This is a genomic window from Agrobacterium sp. a22-2 (genome assembly GCF_012276985.1).
Classification (GTDB): Bacteria; Pseudomonadota; Alphaproteobacteria; order Rhizobiales; family Rhizobiaceae; genus Allorhizobium.
In genome coordinates, this window is sequence record NZ_JAAXMM010000012.1 from 65,639 (window position 1) to 91,836 (window position 26,198).

The 26,198-nt window shown below is 62.8% G+C and carries 27 protein-coding genes; 10 read left to right on the forward strand and 17 right to left on the reverse strand.

Features of this window, described 5'->3' with window-relative positions:
- Positions 1–360 precede the first annotated feature (360 nt).
- Genes HFC70_RS18755 through HFC70_RS18765 form a run of 3 tightly spaced genes read left to right on the forward strand, consistent with a single transcriptional unit; the run spans position 361 to position 2,038 of the window.
- Entirely contained in the window at positions 361–861 is a 501-nt protein-coding gene (locus HFC70_RS18755; protein ID WP_168474819.1) for a YbjN domain-containing protein, read from the forward strand.
- 2 nt (positions 862–863) lie between these two features.
- The gene (gene proC / locus HFC70_RS18760) at positions 864–1,682 is read left to right on the forward strand and encodes a pyrroline-5-carboxylate reductase (protein ID WP_168474820.1); all 819 of its coding nucleotides are present in this window, start codon (positions 864–866) and stop codon (positions 1,680–1,682) included.
- On the forward strand, positions 1,679–2,038 hold the full coding sequence (locus HFC70_RS18765) for a tRNA-binding protein (RefSeq protein WP_168474821.1): 360 nt from the start codon (positions 1,679–1,681) through the stop codon (positions 2,036–2,038). Before proC ends, HFC70_RS18765 begins: the two co-directional genes overlap by 4 nt.
- A 37-nt stretch (positions 2,039–2,075) precedes the next feature.
- Here the strand turns inward: HFC70_RS18765 and HFC70_RS18770 are convergent, their stop codons facing one another.
- From HFC70_RS18770 to HFC70_RS18785, 4 genes are read right to left on the reverse strand one after another with little or no spacing between them, the layout of a single operon-like run.
- Complete coding sequence (locus HFC70_RS18770; RefSeq protein WP_168474822.1) at positions 2,076–2,657, reverse strand: DUF1349 domain-containing protein; 582 nt, start codon at positions 2,655–2,657, stop codon at positions 2,076–2,078.
- A 30-nt stretch (positions 2,658–2,687) separates the two neighbouring features.
- On the reverse strand, positions 2,688–4,070 hold the full coding sequence (locus tag HFC70_RS18775; RefSeq protein ID WP_168474823.1) for an ATP-binding protein: 1,383 nt from the start codon (positions 4,068–4,070) through the stop codon (positions 2,688–2,690).
- Between the two features lie 39 nt (positions 4,071–4,109).
- A complete protein-coding gene (locus HFC70_RS18780) occupies positions 4,110–4,811 on the reverse strand; it encodes a response regulator (RefSeq protein ID WP_168474824.1) in 702 nt (233 codons plus the stop codon).
- Between the two features lies 1 nt (position 4,812).
- On the reverse strand, positions 4,813–5,328 hold the full coding sequence (locus tag HFC70_RS18785) for a MarR family winged helix-turn-helix transcriptional regulator (RefSeq protein ID WP_368669730.1): 516 nt from the start codon (positions 5,326–5,328) through the stop codon (positions 4,813–4,815).
- A gap of 409 nt (positions 5,329–5,737) precedes the next feature.
- Between HFC70_RS18785 and HFC70_RS18790 the strand changes: the two genes are divergently transcribed.
- Together HFC70_RS18790 and HFC70_RS18795 are read left to right on the forward strand one after the other, a co-directional pair.
- Complete coding sequence (locus HFC70_RS18790) at positions 5,738–5,905, forward strand: hypothetical protein (protein ID WP_168474826.1); 168 nt, start codon at positions 5,738–5,740, stop codon at positions 5,903–5,905.
- A 74-nt stretch (positions 5,906–5,979) separates the two neighbouring features.
- Positions 5,980–6,630, forward strand: a complete 651-nt coding sequence (locus HFC70_RS18795) for an MBL fold metallo-hydrolase (RefSeq protein WP_168474827.1) — start codon at positions 5,980–5,982, stop codon at positions 6,628–6,630.
- Positions 6,631–7,019: 389 nt separating this feature from the next.
- Here HFC70_RS18795 and HFC70_RS18805 read toward each other — a convergent pair whose 3' ends face one another.
- The 5 genes from HFC70_RS18805 to HFC70_RS18825 form a co-directional block, all read right to left on the reverse strand.
- Entirely contained in the window at positions 7,020–7,235 is a 216-nt protein-coding gene (locus HFC70_RS18805) for a cold-shock protein (RefSeq protein WP_168474828.1), read from the reverse strand.
- A gap of 457 nt (positions 7,236–7,692) precedes the next feature.
- The gene (locus tag HFC70_RS18810; protein ID WP_168474829.1) at positions 7,693–8,583 is read right to left on the reverse strand and encodes a DMT family transporter; all 891 of its coding nucleotides are present in this window, start codon (positions 8,581–8,583) and stop codon (positions 7,693–7,695) included.
- Positions 8,584–8,705: 122 nt separating this feature from the next.
- Positions 8,706–9,857, reverse strand: coding sequence for a PQQ-dependent sugar dehydrogenase (locus tag HFC70_RS18815; protein WP_168474830.1), 1,152 nt, complete (start codon positions 9,855–9,857; stop codon positions 8,706–8,708).
- A 104-nt stretch (positions 9,858–9,961) separates the two neighbouring features.
- On the reverse strand, positions 9,962–10,645 hold the full coding sequence (locus HFC70_RS18820; RefSeq protein ID WP_368669732.1) for a class GN sortase: 684 nt from the start codon (positions 10,643–10,645) through the stop codon (positions 9,962–9,964).
- On the reverse strand, positions 10,635–12,974 hold the full coding sequence (locus tag HFC70_RS18825; RefSeq protein ID WP_246735865.1) for a marine proteobacterial sortase target protein: 2,340 nt from the start codon (positions 12,972–12,974) through the stop codon (positions 10,635–10,637). The genes HFC70_RS18820 and HFC70_RS18825 overlap by 11 nt, the downstream gene beginning before the upstream one ends.
- 410 nt (positions 12,975–13,384) lie before the next feature.
- Between HFC70_RS18825 and HFC70_RS18830 the strand changes: the two genes are divergently transcribed.
- A complete protein-coding gene (locus tag HFC70_RS18830) occupies positions 13,385–14,587 on the forward strand; it encodes a pyridoxal phosphate-dependent aminotransferase (RefSeq protein ID WP_168474833.1) in 1,203 nt (400 codons plus the stop codon).
- Between the two features lie 251 nt (positions 14,588–14,838).
- Here the strand turns inward: HFC70_RS18830 and HFC70_RS18835 are convergent, their stop codons facing one another.
- A complete protein-coding gene (locus tag HFC70_RS18835; RefSeq protein WP_168474834.1) occupies positions 14,839–16,029 on the reverse strand; it encodes an OpgC domain-containing protein in 1,191 nt (396 codons plus the stop codon).
- 181 nt (positions 16,030–16,210) lie between these two features.
- Positions 16,211–17,305 carry a calcium:proton antiporter gene (locus HFC70_RS18840; RefSeq protein ID WP_168474835.1) on the reverse strand — a complete coding sequence of 365 codons (1,095 nt, stop codon included), beginning with the start codon at positions 17,303–17,305 and terminating at the stop codon, positions 16,211–16,213.
- Between the two features lie 185 nt (positions 17,306–17,490).
- On the opposite strand from HFC70_RS18840, the gene HFC70_RS18845 reads away from it, so the two are divergent.
- The gene (locus HFC70_RS18845) at positions 17,491–17,760 is read left to right on the forward strand and encodes a DUF2188 domain-containing protein (RefSeq protein ID WP_168474836.1); all 270 of its coding nucleotides are present in this window, start codon (positions 17,491–17,493) and stop codon (positions 17,758–17,760) included.
- Between the two features lie 162 nt (positions 17,761–17,922).
- Here the strand turns inward: HFC70_RS18845 and HFC70_RS18850 are convergent, their stop codons facing one another.
- On the reverse strand, positions 17,923–18,828 hold the full coding sequence (locus HFC70_RS18850; protein ID WP_168474837.1) for a LysR family transcriptional regulator: 906 nt from the start codon (positions 18,826–18,828) through the stop codon (positions 17,923–17,925).
- A gap of 94 nt (positions 18,829–18,922) precedes the next feature.
- Between HFC70_RS18850 and HFC70_RS18855 the strand changes: the two genes are divergently transcribed.
- Both HFC70_RS18855 and HFC70_RS18860 read left to right on the forward strand, forming a co-directional pair.
- Complete coding sequence (locus tag HFC70_RS18855) at positions 18,923–19,957, forward strand: NAD(P)H-binding protein (protein ID WP_168474838.1); 1,035 nt, start codon at positions 18,923–18,925, stop codon at positions 19,955–19,957.
- On the forward strand, positions 19,954–20,340 hold the full coding sequence (locus tag HFC70_RS18860) for a DUF6220 domain-containing protein (RefSeq protein WP_168474839.1): 387 nt from the start codon (positions 19,954–19,956) through the stop codon (positions 20,338–20,340). Before HFC70_RS18855 ends, HFC70_RS18860 begins: the two co-directional genes overlap by 4 nt.
- A gap of 253 nt (positions 20,341–20,593) precedes the next feature.
- Here HFC70_RS18860 and HFC70_RS18865 read toward each other — a convergent pair whose 3' ends face one another.
- From HFC70_RS18865 to trxB, 4 genes are all read right to left on the reverse strand, one after another.
- A complete protein-coding gene (locus HFC70_RS18865; protein WP_168474840.1) occupies positions 20,594–21,694 on the reverse strand; it encodes an alkene reductase in 1,101 nt (366 codons plus the stop codon).
- A gap of 74 nt (positions 21,695–21,768) precedes the next feature.
- On the reverse strand, positions 21,769–22,062 hold the full coding sequence (locus HFC70_RS18870) for a metalloregulator ArsR/SmtB family transcription factor (RefSeq protein WP_168474841.1): 294 nt from the start codon (positions 22,060–22,062) through the stop codon (positions 21,769–21,771).
- A gap of 549 nt (positions 22,063–22,611) precedes the next feature.
- On the reverse strand, positions 22,612–23,508 hold the full coding sequence (locus HFC70_RS18875; protein WP_168474927.1) for a LysR family transcriptional regulator VtlR: 897 nt from the start codon (positions 23,506–23,508) through the stop codon (positions 22,612–22,614).
- Between the two features lie 19 nt (positions 23,509–23,527).
- Positions 23,528–24,502, reverse strand: a complete 975-nt coding sequence (trxB, locus tag HFC70_RS18880) for a thioredoxin-disulfide reductase (protein ID WP_168474842.1) — start codon at positions 24,500–24,502, stop codon at positions 23,528–23,530.
- A gap of 244 nt (positions 24,503–24,746) precedes the next feature.
- Between trxB and HFC70_RS18885 the strand changes: the two genes are divergently transcribed.
- The gene (locus HFC70_RS18885; protein WP_168474843.1) at positions 24,747–25,214 is read left to right on the forward strand and encodes an Lrp/AsnC family transcriptional regulator; all 468 of its coding nucleotides are present in this window, start codon (positions 24,747–24,749) and stop codon (positions 25,212–25,214) included.
- Between the two features lie 15 nt (positions 25,215–25,229).
- On the opposite strand, the gene HFC70_RS18890 is transcribed toward HFC70_RS18885, so the two are convergent.
- The gene (locus HFC70_RS18890; RefSeq protein ID WP_168474844.1) at positions 25,230–26,198 is read right to left on the reverse strand and encodes a mitochondrial fission ELM1 family protein; all 969 of its coding nucleotides are present in this window, start codon (positions 26,196–26,198) and stop codon (positions 25,230–25,232) included.

Here is a 26,198-nt window from a genome sequence, read left to right on the forward strand (position 1 = left end):
CCATTCGACCGGATAGCCGTCCTGGTTGAAAAAAATCGGGCCCACTGTCCACATCCCCCAGGACCTGAAAAAAGCCAATTGCCAGAGTCGCTTAAGGCACCTGCCTGAGACAGCGCGCCAACGGCTGTCCACAGCGCTGAAAGCCAAATCGCCCTTCTGGGGCTGGCGCTGGCTCCTTGGCATTATACACTGATTTTAAATGATGATTCGAAACGAACCCGGCAAGTTTCGGGCAGGGTGCAGATCGTAACCTTGGGGTCGTCAGGTAATCATCCGAAGTGTTGTTTCCGGTTTTTCGTATGTGTCCAACTGATGTCGTTGCGCAGATTGTCACATTCATTCCGGTCAAGAAGGTGCCGCATGAGCCTAATGGAAATACAATTTGAGCGTCAGTCCAACCCGGTCGACATGATCGAGTTCGTCGCAGCCACGAATGACTGGTCATTCGAGCGGTCTGGCGAGGACGAGATTGCCATGACGGTGGAAGGGCACTGGGCCGACTATCACGTGTCCTTTTCCTGGATGGAGGAATATGAGGCCCTGCATCTGGCCTGCGCCTTCGACATCCGTATACCCGACGCCCGGGTCAACGAGATCATCCGCCTGCTGTCGCATGTCAACGGCCAGGTGCTGATGGGGCATTTCGATCTGTGGCGCAACGAAGACGTGGTGATCTTCCGGCAGTCCCTGCTTTTGGCCGGCGGTGCGGAGCCGACCAACCAGCAGGTCGAAGTGCTGCTGTCGAGCGCCATCGATGCCTGCGAGGCTTATTTTCAGGCCTTCCAGTTCGTGGTCTGGTCGGGCATGGAAGCCAAGGCCGCCATGGATGCCGTTCTGTTTCATACCGTCGGAGAAGCGTAAGCATGACTGCAGCTGTCGCCGGTCCGATCGTGCTCGTAGGGGCGGGCAATATGGGGGGCGCCATGCTTTCGGGCTGGCTGAAGAGCGGGATACCTGGCTCCTCCGTGATCGTCATCGATCCGGGCCCGTCCGAGCGGATGATGGCGCTGATCGGCGATGCAGGCGCGACCTACACCCAGACCGCCCCGGCCGATCTCAAGGCCGGCATTCTGTTTCTCGCCGTCAAACCCCAGGTCATGGATGCCGTGCTGCCGGGCCTCAAGGGCTTGATGGGCGCAGATACGGTTGTCGTCTCGGTGGCCGCCGGCAAGACGCTCGGTGGCATGGAGGTTCATCTCGGATCGGCCGCCATGGTACGCGCCATGCCCAACACGCCGGCGATGATCGGCCGCGGCATTACCGGCGCCTTTGCCAATGACAAGGTGAGTGCCCCGCAGCGCGACCTGGTGCACCGGCTGCTGAAAGTCAGCGGCCCCGTCGAGTGGGTGCAATCGGAAGCCGATATCGATGCCGTCACCGCGCTGTCGGGCAGCGGCCCGGCCTATGTCTTTTATCTCGTGGAGTGCATGGCTGAGGCGGGCCGCAAAGCCGGCCTGCCGGCGGACCTCGCCATGCGTCTCGCGCGGGAAACAGTCGCGGGGGCTGGTGAACTGCTTCATCAGTCCCCCGACGACGCCTCCATCCTTCGCAAGAACGTCACTTCGCCCGGCGGCACCACGGCGGCAGCGCTGTCGGTGCTGATGGCCGAGGAGGGCATGCAGCCGCTGTTCGACAAGGCGATTGCCGCTGCCCGCAAGCGCGCCGAGGAACTGGCGGTATGAGCGACGCGACCGTGTCCGGCGGCGAGATCACCTATGGCGATTTCGAGAAGGTCGATATCCGGGTTGGCACGATCATCGAGGCAGAGCCTTTTCCGCAGGCCCGCAAGCCGGCCTTCAAGCTGAAGATCGATTTCGGACCCGAGATCGGTATCAAGAAGTCCTCGGCGCAGATCACTGTGCACTATACGCTGGAAAGCTTGATCGGCCGGCAGGTGCTCGGGGTCGTCAATTTCCCACCGCGCCAGATCGGGCCGTTCCGGTCCGAGGTGCTGACGCTCGGTTTCGAGGATGAGGCCGGCGCCATCGTGCTGGCCGCCGTCGAGCAGGGCGTGCCGAATGGGCGCAAGATGATGTAGGTCCCCACGCTGCGGGGGAAGGCGGTTGTCACCCGTTTCAGTGGATGTCGCGCGACACGGGATCCGTGAGGCTAAAGGACAGGAAACGGGCCTCGAAGCCGGCACGCTTCGGCGAACAGGCGGTCGGGCCGACCAGAACCTCGGCAAACTGCGGTGGGAAATAGGCAAGGCGCGCCATTAGCCAGGGGCCGATGCCGTCCAGCCGGTACTGCACGAACAGCGCATCGCCGAGCCGGCTCACGCGCACATGCATCACCTCGAAATCGCCGGTCAGCGCCATGGCCGACCAGTCCGAATGACCGTTGGTCACCACTGTGCTGAAATGGCGAAGGCCGTCGGTATATTCGATACCGCATTTCATCCAGTGTCGCTCGTCGTGGCGGACCATCAGTCCGGCCTGGTCGTAGAGCGTCTGGTAGTCGCCGGTAAAACTGATCTCCGCGGTGAAATCGCCGCTGCGCGGGCGGCTGAGAAAATGCCCGTTGTCGTGATGGAAGCCGTAATAGGTGCCCTGCCAGAAATCGGTGCTGTCGGCGGTGTGCAGGACAAGGCCGGCCGGTCCCATCGCGTGATGGGGCGGCGGGTTGAGCCAGGTCATGTTTTGGATGTCGAACGCCATGGCTGGTTCCTTCTTTGGGCAGTGGATATGCTATACCGGGATGCGGATCGTGGCGCGCAGGCCGCCGAGCGGGCTGTCGGCCAGCATGACATTGCCGCCATGGCTGCGGGCGATATCGCGGGCGATGGCAAGGCCGAGCCCGGTGCCGGAGGCATCGAGATTGCGCGCCTCGTCGAGCCGGAAGAACGGCTTGAACACGTCGTCGCGAAATTCGCGGGCGATGCCCGGTCCGTCGTCATCGAAAACCACTGTCAGCCATTTGGCGCTCTGGCGGGCGTCGATCTCCAGCCGGTTGGCATAGCGCATGGCGTTGGAGGCGAGGTTGCCGACCAGACGGGCAAAGGCATTGGGGCGAACGGAAATTTCCTCTTCTCCCTGAATCGCATAGGTCAGAGACTTGCCATGCAGGGCGAAGTCGTTCTGAAGCTTGTCGAACAGGGCGCGCAGGTCGAGCGTGCCGAGATCCTCTTCCGCCTCGCCGCGGGCAAAGGCCATGTAGCCTTCCAGCATGGTCTGCATGTCCTCAACGTCCTGGCCGAGCGCGTCGAGTTCGGGATTGTCGCCGGCCAGTGCCAGTTGCAGCTTGAAGCGCGTCAGGATGGTGCGCAGGTCGTGGCTGACGCCGGTCAGCATGGCGGTGCGCTGCTCCATCTGCCGCTCGATACGCTCGCGCATCAGGATGAAGGCGAGACCGGCCCGGCGCACTTCGTCGGCGCCTCTCGGGCTGAAATCCTCCGGGGGCTTCTGGCCCTTGCCAAAGCTCTCGGCGGCCCGGGCCAGCGACAGGATCGGCCGGATCTGGCCACGCAGGAACAGCGTCGAGATGATGATCAGCACCAGCGAGGTGCCGACCATCCACAAAAGGAAGATATGGGTGTTGGAGGCATAGGCCTGGCTGCGGTTGGCGAAGATCCGCAGGATCTTGCCATCAAGCCTGATGCGGATCTCGACGAACTTGGAATCGCCGAGGGTATCGATCCAGAACGGCCGGCGGATCTGCTGGGTGATCTGGTCGCTGAGGATCTGGTCGAGAATGGAGAAGAACGGTTTTGGCCGCGGGGCCGGCAGTTCGCCATTGGTTTCCACCGATACGGTCAAGCCAAGCCTATGGCGGGCGATCCGCACCATGGTGGCATTGTCTTGCGCCGAGGGGTAGGTTTCGATCAGGTCGATGACGGCGGCGATGTCGCGGGTGACGGCAGAGGACAGCCGCTGGGTCACCATCTGCCAATGGCGTTCCATGAACAGGAAGGCGAGCACGGTCTGCAGGATCAGCATGGGCAGGATGATGATCAGCAGGGAGCGGGCGTAGAGCCCTGTCGGCAATTGCCGTCGCAGCCAACGGGACATCCAGCGCAAGCCGAATTGCGGCGGGCGGTCCGGATCTCGCCTCAGGGAATCAAAGATGGCCATCCTGCTTTGGATCTCTTTTCATGTTCGGGCGACCGGCGATCAGTCCATGCTGAGGCGATAGCCGATACCCCTGACCGTCTGCAGCCAGACCGGATTGGCCGGGTCGTCCTCGATCTTGCGGCGCAGGCGGTTGATCTGCACGTCGATCGTCCGCTCGCCGACCTCGGCATCGCCGCCGACCAGCTCGTGACGCGGAATGGTGTCGCCGGCCCGCATGGCAAACAACAGCATGATGTCCTGCTCGCGGTCGGTCAAGCGGATGACCTCCGAGGCCTTCTTCAATTCCTTGCGCAGGATCGAGAAGGTGTAGGGACCGAACATCACCTGCTCGATCTTTGGCGTTTCAGGCGCGGCATTGCGCCTCAGGATATTGTTGATGCGCAGCACCAGCTCGCGCGGATCGAAGGGCTTGGCGAGATAGTCATCGGCGCCGGCTTCCAGGCCTGCAATGCGGGCGTCCGCCTCGGCGCGGGCCGTCAGCATGATGATCGGCGCCTGCTTTTCGCGGGCCAGCGACTGCGCAAGCGACAGGCCGCTCTCGCCGGGCATCATGACATCGAGGATCAGCAGGTCGAAGCTCAGGCCTTCGAGCCGGCGCCGGGCCTCGCGGGCATCGGCGGCCACGGTGACGCGATAGCCCTGCTCGGAGAGATAGCGGTTCAGAAGATCGCGGATGCGGGTATCGTCATCGACCACCAGCAGATGGGGGGCATCGTCGGGAAGGTGAACCTTTTTCATCATCTCAATCCGTTTCGCTGTCCGATGGATCCGGCCTGGCACTTCCGCCGGCCATGGCCTGCAGGAAGAGCTTGACGCCCTCGCGCATCTCGGGCTTCAGCGTCTCAAAGGCCTGGGCGATGCGCTGCGACTGCGGCTCCGACAGAGCGAGCGCCAGTTCGCGCCCGGCCAGGGTCGGATAAAGGCGGCGCTGGCGCCGGTCCGCCGGACCGGTCATCTGGCGGATATAGCCGGAATCGATCAGCTCCTTCAGCACCCGGGCCAGGCTCTGCTTGGTGATGCGCAGGATGGTCAGGAGATCGGCCACCGTCATGCCGGGGCGTCGGCTGACGAAATAGACGACGCGGTGATGGGCGCGGCCGTAGCCGATCTTGGCGAGGATTTCGTCCGGATCCGAAATGAAGTCCCGATAGGCGAAAAAGAACAATTCGATGGTCTCGAAATCGATCGTCTTGTCGTCAATGACAGGCATTTCCGGCAGTAGCTTCTTGGCAGCCCTTGCCATCGACTGTGTCGGCACGATTGTTCTTCCTTTTCGCTCAGGCGGTCCCCGGATTGTGAACAGGGGACCGATCGAAATCCGCCTGTCACGGCCGCCTGGAATTGTCATTTCGCCATGCACAGAGCAGTGCCGTCAATTTTTTGGCAAAACTAAGCTCAGTTCCCGAAAAACTCCAATGAAAAGAGCGATTATACGCGGCAAGTTTGAAAGATGGCAGGGCGTCTGCCGAAGGATCGGCCGGGTCGGGAAGGGGCGGTGGCCGGGCATCGGCATCCGCGTCCGCTCCTGTTGCCGAGTTGCATCACCCGCCTGTCGAATGGGTTATCCGCCTTTCCAAAAATGAAACGATTTCGTGAGTAGAATCTTAAGGCAGAAGCAAGGTCGATAGTGTATGCGACTGTCACATCTCATTGAAGGAAGACTGTTCATGGCGAAGGCGCAACCAGACCATAGCGAAGCGTCCGTCCAGGCATTGCTGAAGCCTGTCGTGGTGACCGTGCTGGCGGCCAAGCTGGCGGTGGCCTGCATCCTGATCGCCAATGTGGCGCTGCCGGGCTATGCCGCGGCCGATACGGAAATTCTGGCCGAAAAGTGAACGTGGCGATGGCATAAGGTCGTTCTTCGACTATATGCTTTGCCATCGTTCGTTCATTCAGGGCAGAGAACCTCATGGGTCAGCTTCAGGCCGGGATCATCCCGGTGACGCTTTTTCAGCAGAATTGCACCATTCTTTTCGATACCGACACCAAGGAGGGCGTGGTCGTCGATCCGGGTGGCGACGTTGATGCGATCGTTCAGGCCGTCCAGCAGAACGGCATTACCCTGAAGGAAATCTGGCTGACGCACGGTCATCTTGACCATGCCGGCGGAGCTGCGGAGCTGAAGGAGAAGCTCGGCCTTGAGATTGTCGGCCCGCACGAAGACGACCTGCCGCTTCTGCAGCGCATCGAAACGCAGGCCGAAAAGTTTGGCGTGCCGCCGGGCACCATGCGCAATGTGTTGCCGGACCGCTGGCTTGCCGATGGCGATCGGATCTCGTTCGGAGACCATGTGTTCGAGGTCTATCATTGCCCGGGCCATGCGCCGGGCCATGTGATCTTCTTCAATCGCCAGCAGAAATTCGCCCATCTCGGAGACGTGCTGTTCAACGGGTCGATCGGCCGTACCGATCTGCCGGGCGGCGACCATGCCACGCTCTTGGCGTCGATCCGCGACAAGGTGCTGCCGCTCGGCGACGAGGTCGGCTTCATCTGCGGCCACGGGCCTGGCAGCCGCATCGGCGACGAGCGGCGCGGCAATCCCTATCTCGTCGGCCTTTAGAGCGTTTCCTGGTTAGATTGAAACATTCTGTTGGCTCAAACGGAGTCGGATGGTCGCCCGGCCGGCGCGCGTCGTAGCCACGTCCTACGGCCAAGCCGGCCGGGCGATCAGGCGGCCCGTTTCAGCCAACCCGAAGGGCCGGGCATCTTCCCGCCAGGATCAAAGGCGATCGGCTCGGACGTACCTTCAGGTATGCCCTTCGCCAATCGCCTTTGCCCTGACGAAAACCTGCTCCGGCAGAATGCTTCAATCTAACCAGGAAACGCTCTAAGCGATCGACACGCTGGCCGCTTTTCTGCCGCACTGTCGCGGTAATAAAAAAACCCGGCAATCTTGCCGGGCCGCAACGCGAATAACAGAGCTTGGAATATCAAAGCCTGGTCGTGGGTTCAGCCATCGACCTGAAGATTGACGGCCTTCGGCCCCTTGCCGCGGCGGTCCGGTTCCGTATCGAAGCTAACTTTCTGGTTTTCAGTCAGTCCGTTCAGCCCGGAAGCCTGAACGGCGGAGATATGCACGAAGATGTCTGCTCCGCCATTGTCCGGCTTGATGAAGCCGAAGCCCTTGTCGGTATTGAAGAATTTTACAGTGCCAGTTTCGGCCATGCGTCAGGTCCTTTTGTCTCTGTCCGGTGTCGGCGGACAGCATTGCAATAAATCCCTCAACGGGTGTGCGACAGGCATTTCTTGAAATGTGAGGAAAGGGGCCTTGCTACCGCAAACCAGAGACTGGTGTTCGACCAAAGGTCGGTTTCATCTGCTGGTGCCCGGAACTTCTGCGTCTCCGGCGCGCATGAAATTATAAGCTCTTCCCGTGCTCGCAAAATTGCCCGAACACGGCAAGATTGCTTCGTTTATTAAGAATTGGCAAGCAAAAGTTTTTTAACGAAGTCCTTCAAATGCAGGACATGCGGCCGTCTGTGGGACACCGGACGGCGGGTTTCATGGGCACAACCTCTGCCTGGCGCTCAAAACTGCATCGCCTGCGATGCTTTTTGACGATTCCAGGCGGTTTTGGCGTGCCATTTCGACCGAAAATACAAAAATTCATCGGACCTCAGAATCAGGCGGCTTTTGCCTGTCGCCGGGTCAATTCCGGCACCAGTTCGACCAGCAACATGGCGGAAAACAGGGTGGCGCAACCGATATAGCCGATCGGCGGCAGGGTCTCGCCGAGCAGCCAGGCGCCGAATAGGGCGCCGAACAGGGCTTCCGACGAGAGGAAGATCGCCGCCTGCGGGGAAGTGGTGTAGCGCTGGCCGACAACCTGCAGCACGAAGGCGACGCCGGAGGACAGCAGGCCGGCATAGAGGATCTGCGGGATCGCGGCGGAGATGCCCGCCACGTCGAAGGGCTCGACAGCAGCGCCGGCCAGCGTGGCGCCGAGGACGCAGACGGCAAACTGCATGGCCGAGAGCGCCATGGGCCGGCCGCTCAGGCGGACCATCAGACCGGTCAGGATGATCTGGCCGGCGATGAATAGCGCACAGAGAATGATCAGCAGGTCGCCGCCGTTCAGCGCCGAGAGCGTGCCGCCGCTCAAGAAAAAGATGCCGACCAGCGAGAGCGGGGCCGCCGGCCAGATGACCCAGTGAGGCGCGCGCCGCAGGATGAGGACCGATATGACAGGGACGAGGACCACGTAGAGGCCGGTGAGGAAGCTGGCATTGGTCACGGTGGTCGTCTGGATGCCGATCTGCTGGGCGGTTTGGCCGGCCAGCAGGCAGAGGCCGGCCAGCGCAAAGCCGGCCCATTCGCGCAACGACAGTCTGGTCGTCGCGCGTTTGGCCTCGTGCCAGACGAAGGGCAGGATGGCGCATAAGGCCAGGCCGAAGCGCAGGGCGTTGAACCAGTTCGGTCCGATATGGGCCATGGCCTGGGACTGGGCGACGAAACCGCCGCCCCAGATGGCGGCTGCCAGGAGCAGGGCCAGATTGGCCTGGATACGTGTCATGAAGGCTGCAACTCACCGGTTCGGTGTTTTTGGGGTCCGGTGAGCGTTAGCAGGCACGTCCGAGGCAGACAAGGGCGGTTCGGCCACGGGTGGTTCCGCCGGCTGGCTTCCGTCGATTTCCGTCAACTGGAAGGGGCGCGGGTGATCCTGAGCAGGGCGCCGTCCTCTTCGTCGGTGAGCAGCAGCACGGAGCCGTCGGGCGCCACCTTGACGTCCCTGATCCGGCCGTAGTCACTGCCGAGCAGCCGTTCCTCGCTGATGACGGCGCCGCTGTCGTCGCGCTCCATGCGGGCCAGCAGCTGGTATTTCAGCGCGGCGACGAGGAAACTACCGTCCCATTCGGGGAACATGGCGCCGCGATAGACATCGATGGCGCCGGGCGCGATGGACGGATCCCAGTAATAGACCGGCTGCTGATAACCGTCGGCGGCCTGTCCGACGCCGATTTCCGCGCCGGTATAGTGCTTGCCGTAGGAAATCACCGGCCAGCCGTAATTCTCGCCGGCCTTCGGCGCATTGATCTCGTCGCCGCCACGGGCGCCATGCTCAACGGTGTAGAGCGTACCGTCGGCGGGATCGATGGTGATGCCCTGCGGATTGCGATGGCCGATCGACCAGATCTCCGGCAGGGCGCCTTGCCGGGCCAGGACATTGCCATCGGCGGGCGTGCCGTCGGCGTTGACATGGAGGATGGAGCCGGCGTGGTCCTTGACGTCCTGAGCGCGGTCCATCTCGCCGCGATCGCCGATGCCGAAGAACAGGCTGCCGTCCTTTGCTATGGCGATGCGGGAGCCGAAATGCTGGGTCGTACCGGTAAAGCGGTTCATGGCGAAGATCTGCTTGACGGAGGACAAGCCCTCTTCATCCTGATCGAGCGCAGCCTGGAAAAGAGCCGTGCCCTGGCCGCCCTTGCCCTTGACGGAGGCGGTAAAGAACAGGTGGCGGCTGGTGTCGAAATCGGGCGCCAGGGCAATGTCGAGCAGGCCGCCCTGGCCGCCGACGAACAGGTCCGGCAGGCCCTGCAACGGCTCGCTGATCTTTCCATCGCGGACGATGCGCATGCGGCCCGGCCGTTCCGAGACGATATAGGCACCATCCGGCAGAACTTCGACCGACCAGGGGTTTTCGAGGCCATCCGCGACGGTCTCGACGTCAAGCTCGACCTTCTGGCTGGGGACGCGGTCGCCGGCCTGCGCCGATCCGGTTGCCAGGATTGCGCCGCACAGCAGGGTGGCGGCAAGGGTTGCGAGCGGGCGGGTGTTTCCATCGGTCATCGTCGGGCCTCCGTCGGGATCGTCTCCACGCTATTTGGGGACGCGCCCGGCTTTGACAAGGACATTTCCGGTCGCGATTTCGTGATCGCACGGCTGCCGGCAGTTCACAGCGCCTTTGCGGCGGTCCTCAGCGATGGCCGCTCGGCGTTGGTTGCGACCGACTGCGTGGCGCCGATGAGTTCGGCTTCGAGAATGTAGCGCAGCGGTCCTGGTTCTCGGGCGTCGAAGGGCCAGCAGGTCGAGAGCGCCAGGTTGCGGCCATGGGCCTCCGGGTCGATGCCGCTTTCGTCCCAGCGGGCAATGCGCCCGCCGAGCGCCTTGAACGCCAAGTGCTGGCCGTCCCGGCGGGTGATCTCGATGGTATCGCCAGGGCGGACATCCTTCAGCCAGCGGAAATGGGTATCGCGATGGGCGGCGATGACGGCGGTGCCTTCGTCGCCCGGCTGTGGTGTGCGGCTTAGCCAGGCCGGACCGAAGGCCAGCGTCTCGCCATTGGCGCCCGACAGTACGATGGCGGATTGACCGATGCGCGGTGCATCGATCCGCGCCTCGGTGACGAAATCGGCCCAGGGCCAGGGGCGCGCACCCTCGATGCCGGCGAGGTTCTGCCGGAAGCTGCGCTCCAGCAGGACCTGCGAGAGCGAAGCCTTGGCCTTGATGTAGAGGCCATTGCCGATCAGCGCGACACCGGCAAGGGCTATTGTCGCCAGCCCTGCGGCAATCAGCTGTTCGGTCGGGCTCAGCCGCTGCCAGAAGGGTGGGCGGCGGCGGGGGTGCTCAATAGCCACGGCGCTTGCCTTCCGCCTGTAGCACATCCTTGATACTGCGCCGCCAGAAGGCCATGCAGGCAGACGCCATGGCGACGAAGCCCAGCATCAGCAGGCCCATCATGATGCGCCGGTCGGCTGGTGTCGCGGTCTGCGGCAGGGTGACGCCGGCGGCCGTCTTGGCCAGGATGCTGGCGGCGGCAGGCGTCGGAGCCGGGGCCATCATCTGCACGGCGGCGAGTTCCGCCATCTCCGGCTCTGCCGGATTGACGATTGCGGCCTGATCCGGGCCAGTGTCGGCGTTTGTGTCCGGGGTCACCTGGCGCTCGGCGCCGCCCATGACCTTCTCGAAGTCCCAGCCTTCCGGCAGGTTGAGCGGGAGCTTCGTCGAGGCGAGCGGCTCACCGGCCGGGCGGGAGGGCGTGACGTCGACGGCAACCAGGCTGGTCATGCGCGAGACCAGGTGATGGGCCATGGCGACCTTTTCGATCTCGCGGTCGGTCGCCTCCGGCGTATTGGCCTGATAGGCGCTGGCCTCGATATCGTCGATCTTGCGGCGTGCCCGGAGTTTCGAAATGCCCTTGCCCGAGGCGGCATTGGCGATATCCATCTCGACGCGCCACGGCTGGTTGCCGGATTTGCCGATGATCTGCAGTTTGCCGGTCGGATTGTCGCCGGCCATCTCGGCGGTCAGCGTCACGGGTTCGCCGGCATAAAGGTCCGGCATCGGGTTCGGGGTGATTTCCAAAGCCGTCGAGCCTTCGAAACTGGCGGCCATGTCGGTCATCACAGGGTTTTCGAGCTTGTTGAACAGCTCGCCCATGCGCTCGGCGACCTGCTGTTCCGAGCCGATATGGGTGAATGTTCCGCGGCCGAATTCGGCGGCCTTGCTCATGAAATGCGAGTTGGGGGCCGAGCCGATGCCGACGGTGAAGACCCGGGCGTCGCCACGGTTCCGGGAAATCTCATCGAACAGCTGCGCCTCGTTGCCGATGGCGCCATCGGTGAGGAAGACCACCTGGCGGAGCGCGTCGGGGGCTTTCGGCCCCTGATCACGCAGGGCGGCTTTGAGGGCCGGCAGCATTTCCGTGCCGCCGTCCGCGGTCAGGCCTCTGACATAGGCGATGGCCTTTTCGCGGTTGTCGCCGGTGGCCGGCACCAGGCCTTTAAAGAAATCCGTCATGGTGTCGTCGAAGCGGATGACGTTGAAGCGGTCGTTGCCACCAAGCCGCGATATGGCAAGCGCCAGGCTCTGGCGGGCCTGCTCGATCGACGGGCCGGACATGGAACCGGAATTGTCGATGACGAAGACCACTTCGCGGGCGGCGGGCTTGGCGGCGGTGTCCGGTGCAGAGGGTGGCGTGACGAAGGCGAGCAGATAGGTCTTTCCGTCGCGCACCTCCTTGAACAGGCCGGCGCTGGGGGTCTGACCCGCGACCGCCTTCCAGGTCAGTTCGAAATCGCGATCGGCCGGCACGCTGTCGGCTTTAAGGGCAATCTTGCGGTTCTGCTCGCCGTCCTGCGTGATCGTGACGTCATGGAACGGCGCCTTGACCTCGCCGAGCGGGAAGCCGGCCTTCAGGTCGACGGTCAGGGACACAGGGTTGATCCTGGCGTTTTCGCGGGGATCGAGAACCGGGGCCTCGATCTTGTCGCGGTTTTCGACCGGGTCCCTCGGTACCGCGAAGCCGGCATTGCCGTTGAAATCGACGGTCTGGACGATCGGCGCCGGATTGTAGCGGGGGGCGACCACCATGGGGAAGCGCAGGGAGAATTCGCCGCCGGACTGGTGCACCGACTGCTGATACTCGATCTGCACCACCACGGTTTCCTTCGGGCCGATATTGGCCACCTGGTTGGTGAAGATATTGGGGCGCTGCTGCTCCAGAAGAGCCGTCTTCTTGCCGTCCTGCTTGGCCTGCTCGTAGATCTGCCGGGCTTCCTCGCGCGGCTTGATCTGGCCCTCGATGAAGCGGTCGCCGATCTGCATGCGCAGGCTGTCGACGGCGGAGTCATCGGGTAGCGGAAAGACATAGGTGCCTTCGACCCAGCCGGCACTGGGGTTTTCGAAACGCTGGGTGACCTTGACCCTGGCGATCGGGCCGGAGACGTCGATGGAGACATCGGTGCCGAGGCGGGGGGCCTCGACGAAATAGCCGGGCTCGCGCGACGGGAAGAGCAGTGCGCCGCTGTTCATGTCATTGGGGCGGACAAGGGCTGCGGCGGCGGCCTTGGGCGGCGCCGTCACCTCGGCATGGGCGGGGACCATCAGGCCGAATATCATAAAAATACAGGCCAGGAGCGCTGCCGCCGTCATCCGGGCCTGCCACAATGGACGCCGGATGAGCATAGTGCTTTCCTCTTCATCACCCAAAAACATAGCAGATCCCCTCGATCCTTATTGAACGCTGCCGTATTTGAAGCCCTCCAAATGGACGGGACGGGGGAGAAATTGCGGCGAACCGTGGCAATCATTGCGGCGTTCTCGTGATTTGCATCGAAAACGGCGCAATCGCCTGTCCTGCAAGGGCAAGGGCCTGTCGTGTCATCCCGACACGATTGGTTTCAGCGGCCGACGAGATGTCATTTGACATGCCGAATTATCGCGTCGTTTGGGTCAGACGACGCCCATTGTTACAAAACATCGTAACCGAGACAGGTTTAAGCTTGAAAGCCCGCAACGAATTCGCCATAGACCTTGAACCTGGAGCCTTGGCGCTGTCGAGGCATCCGCCCGATCAACAGCTCAGGACACTGACCATGGCATTTCTCGCCGACGCTCTTTCCCGTGTAAAGCCTTCCGCCACCATCGCCGTCTCGCAGAAAGCCCGTGAACTGAAAGCCAGTGGGCGCGATGTGATCGGTCTGGGCGCCGGCGAACCGGATTTCGATACGCCTGACAATATCAAGGCGGCGGCGATCGATGCGATCAATCGCGGCGAGACAAAGTACACGCCGATCTCGGGCATTCCGGAACTGCGCAAGGCGATTGCCGAAAAGTTCAAGCGCGAAAACGGTCTCGACTACAAGCCGGAGCAGACGATCGTCGGCACCGGCGGAAAGCAGATTCTTTTCAACGCCTTCATGGCGACCCTCAATCCGGGCGATGAAGTGATCATCCCGACGCCTTACTGGGTTTCCTATCCGGAAATGGTGGCTTTGTGCGGCGGCACGCCGGTGTTCGTGGCGACCACCCAGGACAACAATTTCAAGCTGACGGCGGACGACCTTGAAAAGGCGATCACCCCGAAGACCAAATGGTTCCTGTTCAACTCGCCGTCCAACCCGTCGGGTGCCGCCTATAGCCATGACGAGCTGAAGGCGCTGACCGACGTGCTGGTCAAGCATCCGCATGTCTGGGTGCTGACCGACGACATGTACGAGCACCTGACCTATGGCGACTTCAAGTTCGTCACCCCGGTCGAGGTGGAGCCGACGCTCTACGATCGCACGCTGACCATGAACGGTGTGTCGAAGGCCTATGCCATGACCGGCTGGCGCATCGGCTATGCCGCTGGTCCCCTGGCGCTGATCAAGGCCATGGACATGATCCAGGGCCAGCAGACCTCGGGCGCCTGCTCGGTTGCCCAATGGGCTGCCGTCGAGGCGCTGAACGGCACGCAGGATTTCATTCCGGTCAACAAGAAGATCTTCGAAGGCCGTCGTGACCTCGTCGTCTCGATGCTCAACCAGGCCAAGGGCATCGTATGCCCTTCCCCTGAGGGCGCGTTCTACGTCTATCCGTCCTGCGCCGGACTGATGGGCAAGACGGCGCCGACCGGCAAGGTCATGCAGACGGATGAGGATTTCGTGTCCGAGCTGCTGGAATCGGAAGGCGTTGCCGTCGTGCACGGTTCGGCCTTCGGCCTCGGCCCGAACTTCCGCATTTCCTATGCGACCTCGGAAGAGCAGCTGGAAGAAGCCTGCAAGCGCATCCAGCGCTTCTGCGCCGCCTGCAAGTAATATCTGCGATTTGATCGCCTATGTGGCCCCTCATCCGGCTGCCGCCACCTTCTCCCCGTGAACGGGGAGAAGGGACGACACAGCAGCCGTCTCGCGCTACGCCCGGAACGGGGCACGTTCCCTCTCCCCGCTTGCGGGGAGAGGGTTAGGGGGAGGGGCAAAGTTGTCGGCACATGCCAAGCATAAAAGCGATCGGGCCGGATGAGGGATCATCCGGCCCGATCTGCGTTTGCGGTTTTGCGGTCTTTCGCTCAGGCCTTCTTCGGCTCGGCGGGACCGGCTGGCCAGAAGGTCTCACGCTCGCGGTAGATGGCCGGCAGGGCCAAGAGGGCGACGCAGGAGATGGCGATGGCGGTCTTGGTCAGCTCGGAGAAATCAGGGCTGATGCCGTCGATATAGCGCACCAGAAAGACGATGATGACATGCCAGACATAGACATGCAGCGAATGGCGGCCGAGCAGCTGCAGGAAGCTGAGGCTGAACACGCCGGTCAGCACGGCAGCGGCCTTGCGGATATAAGGATGCTCGTGGCGCGGACCGGCGATCAGAAGCCAGGCGACGCCAGCGGCAAGGGCCGCGAAGTTCAGCAGGTAGACCGGGCCGAAATCGGCGCGGATTTCCATGGTGCCGAATTTTTCGAGAATGAAGCCGGGCATCAGGTCGTGGGCCGTGGCAATGCGCAGCGGCAGGAAGAACAGCAGTATGGCGGCGGCGACCTTGGGGATCAGGGTCTTTTCCGGGCTGAAGATGCGACTCCATTCGATCTTCTTCATGGCGGTCAGCGAACCCGCCACCAGGCCCGAGAAGAAGACGATCTGCCAGCCGAGCAGGTTGAAGCTGGCGCGAATGCCTTCCTGGTCCGGCGCACCGAGCATGCCGTCGATCGGATAGGTGACGAGGCGCTGCAGGCCGAGCTGGCCAGCCATCCAGATAACCAGCGAACCGATGGCCACCCAGGTCCAGCGACCGGTGATGCACAGCCAGATCAGCGCCGGGGCAAAGATCATGTAGACGATGTATTGCGGCAGGATATCCATGAAGGTCGGCTGGTAGAAGAATGTCGCAATTGATGTGAGGCGCCAGGGGTCGTTGAGCGCAATGACGCCAAGCCAATCCTGCCAGATGGCGGTCGCGCCGGGCAGCAGCAGACGGGCCGCCAGGATGAACAGCACGATGCCCATGGCATAGCGATAGAGCTCGATGGCGCGCGCCCAGATCTTGTCGCGCCCGGCCTCATAACCGCTCTTCAGCATCTTGCGGGCATAGACCATGCCGACCAGAAGACCGGACATGAAGACGAAGCCCTGCGCGTCCTCCACGAAGGTCAACTGGCGGTGATTGATCTCCACAAGCCAGTATCCGCCGGCAAAAATGAGGTGGTTTAACAACATGAAGACGAGGAAGTAACCACGCATCCCGTCGAGAACATCTAATCGTTTCACTGTCTCGGCTCCCGAGTTGGCCCGACCCCCAGGCGGGTCGTTTCTTCACTCGCATCGTGGTGACAATGCGGCGCTCTCGGTGTCGTGAGGACGGAGGTCGCAGGTTTTAAACGGGTTTTTTCTCGAAAGGTTCCCAAAAAAATCGACCTGAAAATGCGTCGACACGGGGATGAAGCAGAGCTCAGAGGCCGAGGAAGGACAGCATGATGAAGGTCGCAAACAGGATGAAGTGGGTCATGCCTTCGATGGCATTGGTCTCGCCGTCGTTGAGGTTGATGGCCGCGACGATGAGGGTGATGAAGACCATGACGGTCTGCACCGGCGTCATCGCCATGATGAAGGGCTGGCCGGTATATAGGGCGATCGCCTCCATGACCGGGACCGTCAGGATCACCGTGGAAAGCGAGGCGCCCATGGCGATATTGATGGTGGCCTGCATGCGATTGGCAAGGGCGGCGCGAAGGGCTGTGAGGATTTCCGGGGCTGCCGAAATGCCGGCCACCAGAATGGCGGTCAGCGCCACCGGCGCGCCGGATCCTTCCAGTCCGGTGTTGAGGAAGACCGACATCATCTCCGCCAGAATGCCGATCAGCAGAACGCCGAACAGGATGACGGCGATCGAGGCGCCGGCCGGATCGTCCGTGGCTTTATCGGCATGGCCGCCTGCCTGCGACTCCGTGTCGCGCCGCGGGTAGCTGTAGCTGAAGAAATAACTGTGGGTTCCAACCTGCTTGCGCAGGAACAGGGCGTAAAGCGCGATCATCGCGACAATCGTGAAGGCCGAATAGAACTGCCATTTGGCCTCAGGAATGAATTCCGGCACGATCATCGAGATGCCCATGGCGGTCAGGATCATCACGCCATAGGTCTTGCCGCTGTCGTCATTATAGGGCTGCTCGCCGTGCTTCAGGCCGCCGAGCAAAGCGGCGAGGCCGAGGATGCCGTTGATGTCGAGCATGACCGCCGAATAGATCGTATCGCGCGCCAGGGTCGGCGAGCCCTCGTTGCTCATCATGATGGCGAGGATCAGCACCTCGACGGCGACGGCCGACAGCGTCAGGATCATCGTGCCATAGGGCTCGCCGACCTTGGTGGCCAGCACTTCGGCATGATGGGCAACGCGCATCGACACCAGCAGGATGGCGCCGATCAGCACGGTTGCGGCAATCACCGAAACGAGCTTGCCCTGAGCCAGGATGTCATGCTCGCTCCAGAAACCGATGGCGGCCAGCAGCAAAGGCAGAAGGAGGAGTCGTTCCTGTTTCAGGATGGACATGACGGGTCTTTCGATGGCGGTTCAGGATTTTCGGCGAAGCGGCCGGCGTGCGGGCATTGTCACCCCGAACCTAACGCGATCCGCTGCGGCATCAAGGCTGGGCCGTTCGATTTGCAGTTCCGGGCGGATGATGAGATATTGCTGCTTCGAGAGGAGAAGACGAAAATGCCATCGAGGAGAGAGTCATGACGAAAATGACCTATGAGATCGTGCCCCATGACGGCGGCTGGGCCTATCGGGCGGACGGAGTGTATTCCGAAACCTTCTTCAGTCATGCCGAGGCGCTTGAGGCGGCCCGGATCGTCATGAACGAGCAGCAGGTCGGCGACGAACCCGTGCAGATCAGCTATCAGGACGAGAAGGGCAAGTGGCACGCCGAATACAGCGACGGCGGCGACCGGCCTGAAGTCGAGATCGTCGACCGCTACGACGCGTCCGGCAACGCCACGGCCTGAGCTGTAGGGCGCTGGCACTGAGTCTCTTCAAGGGGATAGCGGTCTTCGCTCATCTCGTGGAGCAGCGTTTGATCGGCTGCTTCAACATCTTCATGTTTTGAATCAACTTCGTTTCGGGATGGCGATTTCGGGCTCGAGGTGCAGCTCCCCGACCGGCCCTGCCTATCCGCCACTTGCCGATGCGACATAGGCGCTTAAACCCTTGACCAGTGCATCGAAGGTGGCGCGGCAGCGCGGGGCGGTTTTCAGGTTTTCGTGCATCACCACGAAGGTTTCCAGCGCCAGGTCCAGCGCGCCGGGCAGGACCTCGACTAGGTCGGGGTCGCGTCGGCCCAGCGCCAGCTGGCACATGCCGATGCCGCCGCCGGAGCGGATGGCGGCCAGTTGTGCCAGGTTGCTGTCGGTCCGGAACGAAAAGCGGATATCGGCGAGATCCGGGCGATGCTTGAGGATGGCGCGTACATAGGTCAATTGCCGGTCGAAGCCGATCAGCCGATGGGTGGCGAGGTCACCCTGGATCTCCGGGGTGCCATGCTTTTCGAGGTAGCGCCGGTGGGCGAAGAAGCCCAAGGGGATGCGGCCGATGCGGCGGCTGACCAGGGCGCCCTGGGCGGGCTCGACCATGCGCACGGCAATGTCCGCCTCCTGCTGCAGCAGGTCCTCCACGGCATCCGATAGGGACAGTTCGATGCTCAGATCCGGATGGGCGTCCTGCAATTCGGCGAGCATCGGCGGCAGGACGTCGATGCCGATCACCTCGCTGGCGCTGATGCGCACCGTGCCGCTGACGGCGGCGGCCGAGCCGGAGGCCATGCGGGCAAGCGAGGCGACCGTGGCCGCCATGGTCTCGGCATGAACCCGCATCTGCTCGGCCGTCTCGGTCGGCAGCAAGCCCTGCTGGGTGCGCAGGAACAGGGACGCGCCGCTCGCCTGTTCCAGCGCATCGATATGGCGACCGACGGTGGGTTGGGTCAGGCCCAGATCGCGGGCGGCGGCCGAGAGCGATCCGTGCCGGAGCACGGCAAGCAAGGTGCGGTAGTGATCCCAGCTCGGCGTGGTGTCGTTCATCTATTTCCGTATAGCAGAGATAGAATAATAGGCAATTCCGTATGGTCGGGTTTGGCCGGATATTGGCTCCATCGAAACGCGAAGGAGATCCGACATGACCCATTCAACTGAAATCGACCGTCCGACGGTCCTCATTCTTGGCGCGACCGGCGGTATTGGCGGCGCGGTGGCCGCCAAGCTCCACGCGCGCGGCTATCGCGTCCGGGCACTGCATCGCAATGCGACGGAACTGCAGGCCCGCATGCCGGCCTACGACTGGGTCGGCGGCGACGCGATGCGCCGCGACGACGTGGTGCGGGCGGCTAAGGGCGTCAGCCTGATCGTGCATGCCGTCAATCCGCCGGGCTACCGCAATTGGGGCCAGCTGGTGCTGCCGATGATCGACAATACGATCGCGGCGGCCAAGGCCAGCGGCGCGCGCATCCTGATGCCGGGCACGGTCTATAATTACGGGCCGGATGCCTTTCCTGTTCTGCGCGAGGACAGCCCGCAGAATGCCTTGACCCGCAAGGGCCGCATCCGCGTCGCGCTGGAGCGCCGGCTGGAGGTGGCGGCGGGAGAGGGCGTGCCGGTGATCCTGCTTCGGGCCGGCGATTTCTTCGGGCCGAAGGCCGGCAACACCTGGTTTGCACAGGGGCTGGTGACGCCGGGCAAGCCGGTAACCTCGGTTGCCAATCCCGGTGCGAAAGGCGTCGGCCATCAATGGGCCTATCTGCCCGACGTTGCCCAGACCATGGTCCGGCTGGTGGAACGCGCCGAGTGCCTGCCGTTGTTCGCGCGGTTTCACATGGATGGTTTCTTCGATGCGGATGGCGAGCAGATGATCGCGGCGATCCGACGGGTAACGGGGAGGGCCGACCTGAAGGTCAAGGGCTTCCCGTGGTGGCTGGTGCGGCTCGCTTCGCCCTTCGTGCCATTGTTCCGGGAGCTCAGCGAGATGCGCTATCTCTGGCGAGAGCCGCTGCGTCTGGACAATGCTCGGCTGGTGGCGGTGCTGGGCGAGGAACCGCGCACGCCGCTCGATCAGGCGGTGCGTGCCACGCTTGAAGGCCTCGGCTGTCTGGAGCCGAGGGATTCAGCACAGTCGGGGCACATGCTGACGGCTGCGCCGCGGAGGGCCGGGGCATGAGCGTGGCGCAGCGGCAGAACCGCATATCGGCGGTGCCGGTGTTTGCCGTGCTTGCGGCAAGCGTGGTCGTCGGCATTGCGGGACAGGTCTTTCTGGCGGGGCTGGCGGTTTTCGGCGGGGCGGCGGGCTTCGATCTGCATGGCGCGTTCGGCGGCGCCCTGTCGCTGCCGATCCTGGCTCTGGTCGTCCTGGCGCTGCGGCGCGGCCCGGCGCGACGCTTTCTCGGCCATACGGTGGCGCTGCTGGCGCTTTATATCCTGCAGTTCGTGCTGATCATTTCCGGACGGGATCTGGGCCTGCCGGTTGTCTCGGCATTGCACCCGGCCAATGCGGTGGTTCTGACGACAGTGGCGGTGCTGCTGGCGCGGAGAGCGATGGGGTGAAGAAGAGCGACATGCCGGCTGCAAGCTTCCGTCCGGGGGCCGGGCACTTCGTTTTCCGTCGTCCGGGCCTTGAGCCGGGATCTAGCGTGATCAAGTCCTTGATCACCAGAGACTTATCACCGCGCAGACGTGCCGTGGCTGGATTCCCGCTTTCGCGGGAGTGACGGAAGAGGGAGGCCGCTTGTGTCGGGAGAGATTTTTCCGGCAGAGGAAGGGCCCGCCGCATGATGCGACGGGCCTCTGTCGTGTCCGATCAGCCGAGCGTCGGGTAGTCCGTGTAGCCGGGGGCACCGCCGCCGTAGTAGGTGTCGCGATTGCCCTGGTTGAGGGGGGCGTCCTGCTTGAGGCGGGCCACCAGGTCCGGGTTGGCGATGAAGGCGCGGCCAAACGCCACCATGTCGGCCTTGCCCGACGCGATGGCCTCCAGCGCCATGGCGCGGTCGTAACCGTTGTTGACCATCCAGGCAGCCTTGCCGCCCTTGGCGCGGTAGGCTTCGCGCAGCGCGTCCCAGTCGAAGGGCACGTTGTCGCGCGGGCCGCCGGTGGCGCCTTCGATGACGTGGATGAAGGCGAGATCGAGCGGCGCCAGCTGTTCGATGAGATAGGTGAACAGCGGCTGCGGATCAGGATCCGAAACGTCGTTGGCCGGTGTGACCGGCGAAATACGGATGCCGGTGCGGCCGCCGCCGATTTCCTTGGCGACGGTCTCAGCCACCTCGATGGCGAGGCGGGCGCGGTTCTCGATCGAGCCGCCATAGGCGTCGGTGCGCTGGTTGCTGCTTGAACGCAGGAACTGGTCGATCAGATATCCGTTGGCGGCGTGGATCTCGACACCATCGAAGCCGGCATCGATCGCGGCGCGGGCAGCGAGACGGTAATCCTCGAGAATGCCGGGGATCTCATCGAGCGTCAGGGCGCGGGGCTCCGAGGTTTCGGCAAAGGAGCCGTGGCCTTCCGCGTCGATCAGGTAGGTCTTGGTCTTGGCGGTGATCGGCGAGGGGGCGACGGGCTGGCCGTTGTTCGGCTGCAGGCTGGTGTGCGAGATGCGGCCGACATGCCAGATCTGCGTGACGATCTTGCCGCCTGCCTTGTGCACGGCATCGGTGACGCGCTTCCAGCCATCCAGCGATTCCTTTTTATAGAGGCCGGGCACGTCGGCATAACCCTGGCCCTGCTGGGTGATCGGCGTGCCTTCGGTGATCAGCAGGCCGGCGCTGGCGCGCTGTTCGTAATAGGTGACGTTGAGGTCGTTGGGCACGGCCTTGGGCGACCGGTTGCGGGTCAGCGGCGCCATGGCGATGCGGCTCGAAAGCTGCATGTCGCCAACGGTGATGGGGTCAAACAGGGTTGTCATGAAATGTCCTTTCAACGGGTCTTGCGGGAGTGTCGGGGAGGGATAGGAGGGGAGGGAAGCGGGTAAGCAGGCGGTCAGAGGGCCGCGCTGAGCTGTTTGAGAAAGGCGTCGATCGTCTCTTCGTCGCGTTTGTAGAAAATCCACTGGCCGACACGGGACGATTTGATCAGCCCGGCGCGCTGCAGGGTCGCCAGATGGGACGACACCGTCGACTGCGACAGGCCGCAACGCTCGAACTGTCCGGCGCAGACGCCCATTTCCAGCGGATGGGCCTGTTCGCTGAAATGGTTCTGCGGTTCCTTCAGCCATTGCAGCATCTCGACGCGAGTCGGATGGGCCAGTGCTTTGAGGATCTCGTCGATGTTCACGGTGGGCTCTCTCGATGCTATATCGGAAATTCCAGATATATGTATCGACGATATTCGATATTTCAAGGCCGAGGAGGAAATTAAGATGCGCCCGCGTTCCGGGCAAAAAGAAAGGGCGTCCAGCGTGTGCCGGCGCCCTTGAGGGGTGAAGGTCAAGGACCTCCAGAGGGGAACAGCCAACGCGGCGCAAACGATAAGCATGCGCAGGATGCATCAGCTGCACTCTCATATGGTGCAAGGATGGAGATATGCAAGGGCTTTGAATAGTGACCTATGGATTTTTTTGTCGCCGGCCCAACGGTCGTGGCCTAACCTGCCGTAAGGTACGGGCAAAAAAAAGGGCCACCGGATTACTCCGGGGCCCATAAAGTGTGAAGGTCAAATAACCTCCAGAGGGGAACAGCTGCTGCGGTGGAACTGGGAGGAAAAAGCCACCATGTGCATCAGCTGAGTGCGATATGGTGGTTTTTTGTGCAGTGAACAATGCTTTTTTATGCATGTCAGGCATGCGCTGTCCGCAGGTCTGTGCGAAAGTCATGCTTTTCGTGTTTAAAAGTTCCAATTGCGGGCTTTTGCGACGATAAAGTCGCGAAACACCTTCAACTTTGCGGCGTTCTTCATTTCGTCCGGGTAGCAGAAATAGGTGTCGAAGGACGGAACGTCGGCGCTGATGGCCAGCTGGATCAGGCCGGGATCGCGCCCGACGATGTAATCGGGCAGCAGTGCCACGCCGATTCCCAGCAGGCAGGCGCGCTTGATGGAGGTCTGGCTGTTGATCTGCAGATGCGGCGTGCGCGGATTGTCCGACGAGCGGCCGGCCCCTTCGAGCCAATTGACGTCGAGCAGATAGTTGGGCGCCGGTTCCCCGAACGAGATGATGCGGTGCTGATCGAGATCCTCGATCGACTGCGGCTCGCCATAGCGGTTGATATAGGAGGGCGCCGCATAGACATGCATATGCACCGTGAACAGTTTTCGCTGAATGAGGTCCGACTGCTGCGGCTGGCGCAGGCGGATGGCGCAGTCGGCATGGCGCATGTTGACGTCGAGTTCCTCGTTGTCGAGGATCAGCTGGATCGACATGTCGGGATAGAGTTGCAGGAATTCCTGCACCTTGTCGGTGAGCCAGCCCTGGCCGAGGCCCACGGTGGTGGTGACGCGCAGCTTGCCGCTCGGCTTTTCCGTGGTCTCGGTCAGCTGCATCTTGACGGTTTCAAGCTTCAGTAGCACGTCATGGGCGGTGCGATAGAGCAATTCGCCCTGCTCGGTGAGGATCAGGCCGCGGGCATGGCGGTGAAAGAGCTTCACCCCCACGTCCTGCTCCAGAGCGCTCACCTGCCGGCTGATGGCCGATTGCGAGAGATGCAGCTTGTCGGCTGCGTGGGTGAAGGAGCCGGCTTCGGCCGCTGCGTGGAAAATGCGCAGCTTATCCCAGTCGAGCGGCATGCCTCCTCCTCTCATGATGTCACTCCGCGGCTTCGGCCGGAGCCAGTTGCGCCGCCAGATAACGTTCGGCTTCGAGCGCCGCCATGCAGCCCATGCCGGCAGCGGTGATCGCCTGCCGGTAGATGTCGTCGGTGACGTCGCCGGCGGCAAAGATGCCGGGCACGTCGGTCGCCGTCGAATCAGGGGCGGTCCACAGATAGCCGTTGGATTTCAGCTTCAGCTTGCCCTTGAACAGTTCGACGGCCGGCGCATGGCCGATCGCCACGAAGACGCCGTGGATCGGCATTTCGGTGATCTGGCCGGTCTGGGTGTTGCGGATGCGCACGCCGGTGACAGACGGCGGCATCGGCGGCTTGGCGGCATCGCCGATGATCTCATCGACGGCCGAGTTCCACAGAACCTTGACATTGTCCTTGGCAAACAGGCGTTCCTGCAGGATCTTTTCCGAGCGGAAGCTGTCGCGGCGGTGCACGACCGTCACGGACTTGGCGATATTGGAGAGATAGAGCGCTTCCTCGACGGCCGAATTGCCGCCGCCGACCACCATCACATCGCGGTTGCGATAGAAGAAGCCGTCGCAGGTGGCGCAGGCCGAGACGCCAAAGCCCTGGAAATGCTGCTCGCTCTCGATGCCGAGCCATTTGGCCTTGGCGCCGGTGGCGATGATCAGCGTGTCGGCCGTCCATGTGGCGCCCGAATCGGTCTTGACCGTGAAGGGGCGGCGGGTCGTCTCAACCTCGGTGACGAGGTCGTTGACAATCTCCGTGCCGACATGGATCGCCTGCTTCAGCATCTGTTCCATCAGGAAAGGACCCTGGATCGGATCGGCAAAGCCCGGATAGTTTTCCACGTCCGTGGTGATCATCAACTGGCCGCCCTGTTCCATTCCGGCAATCAGGACGGGTTCGAGCATGGCGCGGGCGGCATAGATCGCGGCGGTGTATCCGGCCGGGCCGGATCCGATGATCAGCACCTTGGCGTGACGGGCAGACATTGTTATTCCTTTCAGGTCGGCAGCAAACAGGCATGTTGCGCGGGTGTGGGCTATATAGTGTGTCCACCCTGCCTGTACGCGGCTTCATTTATGATTGATCCATGCATTTATTCAAGGGCAGCCTTGCGTTAACAACAGGGCAAATTGGCGCATGGCAATCTTCGGTCTTGGCCGGGACAGATTCTTGCGTATTCTACCGTCTCCGTTAAAAGATGCGCATCGAAACCCTCGAAAGGCACATGCTTTGTTTCGCGCCGAGTTGGACGCCATAGACCTGAAGATTCTCCGTGAACTGCAACGCGACGGGCGGATGACCAATGTCGAGCTGTCCGACCGGGTCGGCATTTCGGCGCCGCCGTGCCTGCGGCGCATGCGCAAGCTCGAAGAGGCCGGCATCATCGAGGGCTATCACGCGCTCTTGAGCGCCCCCAAACTCGGCTTCGACCTCGTCGCCTTCTGCATGGTCGGGCTGAAGCACCAGTCGGAGGCCAATCTCAAGGCCTTTGCCGCGGCAACCAACGGCTGGCCTCTGGTGCGCCAGGCCTGGATGGTCAATGGCGACAGTGATTTCCTGCTGCATTGCGTGGCGGAAAACCTGACGGGCTTCCAGGATTTCGTCATCGAGACGCTGACGGCCAACGAGCATGTCGACACGGTGCGCACCATGCTGACCATCCGGCAGGTGAAACGGCTCGGGCTGGTTGAGATTTGATCTGGATCGGCAGGGTTATTGGCCTGTCCGCGCCCGCCAGGCCGACAGGATCGCTGCGGCAATTCCCGGCGTGCTGTTGATGGCCGGGTAGCTGTCGTCAACGCAGGCATCCGGAAAGTGTCCGATCGCCGCCTGCTGGCCGAGCGCTGCCAGGAAACGGGCGATTTTCGGGTGGCCACCGGTCGGGTGAAAGACCTGGATGGGCTTGCCGGTCGTGGCCGCCTCACCGACCATATTGGTGGAGTCCGCCGTGACCACGATTTCGTCGGCAAGCGCCAGATAGGCGACAAGCGGGTTTTCCCCCGTTCCATCCCAGAAGACGGCATTGGGCTGAGAGGAGAGCGCGACGAGGGCGGCTTTCAACGCTTGCGGCGTACGGCGCGAGGCGGTGATCATCAGCGAGGCGCCGGCATCCAGCCGGGCGCGAAGCCCGGATACCAGGCGGTCGATGTCGACTTGCTCAAACCGGTGATGGCGGCTGTTGCCACCGACCAGGACGGCCAGACGCGGCGCGGGGAGGGCGGCAAGGCTTGCCGGCGGCGCCTGTCGAATGGCGTCCAGCCGGGAGACCGAGATCCGGTTCGGTGCTGTCGTCACCACCATCACATCCCGGCCGGCCAGCCGATCATGGCTCTGCACGACGACCAGATCGGCCCCATTCCAGCGGGTGCGGGGATCCTTGACGAAGACCGTCAGAGTGCGCGGCGACCTTCGCTTGAGGGCGCGCAGATAGGCGACGGCCCGGCGGCCGGTGGCAAGGCAGATGTCGGGGGCGGGGCCTTCGAGCGGCGAGCCCGGCTGGTTCGGTCGGTCTTTCGGATCGATCGGTCCCCACGGCATCAGCAGCGCAAAGGGCTTGCGCGGCGCCACATGCCGCAGTGAAGGCACGACGCCCATCTCTTCGGCGAGGCCGATCAGCGGCTGCTCGTCGCCAGCCTTGCCGTCGGTGAGGATCCAGATGGTCTGGGGGCGGCGATCCGCCAT

Coding starts and splice junctions, on each gene's coding strand:
- HFC70_RS18755 (WP_168474819.1), top strand. CDS start 361: ATGAGCCTAATGGAAATACAATTTGAGCGTCAGTCCAACCCGGTCGAC.
- proC (WP_168474820.1), top strand. CDS start 864: ATGACTGCAGCTGTCGCCGGTCCGATCGTGCTCGTAGGGGCGGGCAAT.
- HFC70_RS18765 (WP_168474821.1), top strand. CDS start 1,679: ATGAGCGACGCGACCGTGTCCGGCGGCGAGATCACCTATGGCGATTTC.
- HFC70_RS18770 (WP_168474822.1), bottom strand. CDS start 2,657: ATGGCGTTCGACATCCAAAACATGACCTGGCTCAACCCGCCGCCCCAT.
- HFC70_RS18775 (WP_168474823.1), bottom strand. CDS start 4,070: ATGGCCATCTTTGATTCCCTGAGGCGAGATCCGGACCGCCCGCCGCAA.
- HFC70_RS18780 (WP_168474824.1), bottom strand. CDS start 4,811: ATGATGAAAAAGGTTCACCTTCCCGACGATGCCCCCCATCTGCTGGTG.
- HFC70_RS18790 (WP_168474826.1), top strand. CDS start 5,738: ATGGCGAAGGCGCAACCAGACCATAGCGAAGCGTCCGTCCAGGCATTG.
- HFC70_RS18795 (WP_168474827.1), top strand. CDS start 5,980: ATGGGTCAGCTTCAGGCCGGGATCATCCCGGTGACGCTTTTTCAGCAG.
- HFC70_RS18805 (WP_168474828.1), bottom strand. CDS start 7,235: ATGGCCGAAACTGGCACTGTAAAATTCTTCAATACCGACAAGGGCTTC.
- HFC70_RS18810 (WP_168474829.1), bottom strand. CDS start 8,583: ATGACACGTATCCAGGCCAATCTGGCCCTGCTCCTGGCAGCCGCCATC.
- HFC70_RS18815 (WP_168474830.1), bottom strand. CDS start 9,857: ATGACCGATGGAAACACCCGCCCGCTCGCAACCCTTGCCGCCACCCTG.
- HFC70_RS18825 (WP_246735865.1), bottom strand. CDS start 12,974: ATGCTCATCCGGCGTCCATTGTGGCAGGCCCGGATGACGGCGGCAGCG.
- HFC70_RS18830 (WP_168474833.1), top strand. CDS start 13,385: ATGGCATTTCTCGCCGACGCTCTTTCCCGTGTAAAGCCTTCCGCCACC.
- HFC70_RS18840 (WP_168474835.1), bottom strand. CDS start 17,305: ATGTCCATCCTGAAACAGGAACGACTCCTCCTTCTGCCTTTGCTGCTG.
- HFC70_RS18845 (WP_168474836.1), top strand. CDS start 17,491: ATGACGAAAATGACCTATGAGATCGTGCCCCATGACGGCGGCTGGGCC.
- HFC70_RS18850 (WP_168474837.1), bottom strand. CDS start 18,828: ATGAACGACACCACGCCGAGCTGGGATCACTACCGCACCTTGCTTGCC.
- HFC70_RS18855 (WP_168474838.1), top strand. CDS start 18,923: ATGACCCATTCAACTGAAATCGACCGTCCGACGGTCCTCATTCTTGGC.
- HFC70_RS18860 (WP_168474839.1), top strand. CDS start 19,954: ATGAGCGTGGCGCAGCGGCAGAACCGCATATCGGCGGTGCCGGTGTTT.
- HFC70_RS18865 (WP_168474840.1), bottom strand. CDS start 21,694: ATGACAACCCTGTTTGACCCCATCACCGTTGGCGACATGCAGCTTTCG.
- HFC70_RS18875 (WP_168474927.1), bottom strand. CDS start 23,508: ATGCCGCTCGACTGGGATAAGCTGCGCATTTTCCACGCAGCGGCCGAA.
- trxB (WP_168474842.1), bottom strand. CDS start 24,502: ATGTCTGCCCGTCACGCCAAGGTGCTGATCATCGGATCCGGCCCGGCC.
- HFC70_RS18890 (WP_168474844.1), bottom strand. CDS start 26,198: ATGGCGGATCGCCGCCCCCAGACCATCTGGATCCTCACCGACGGCAAG.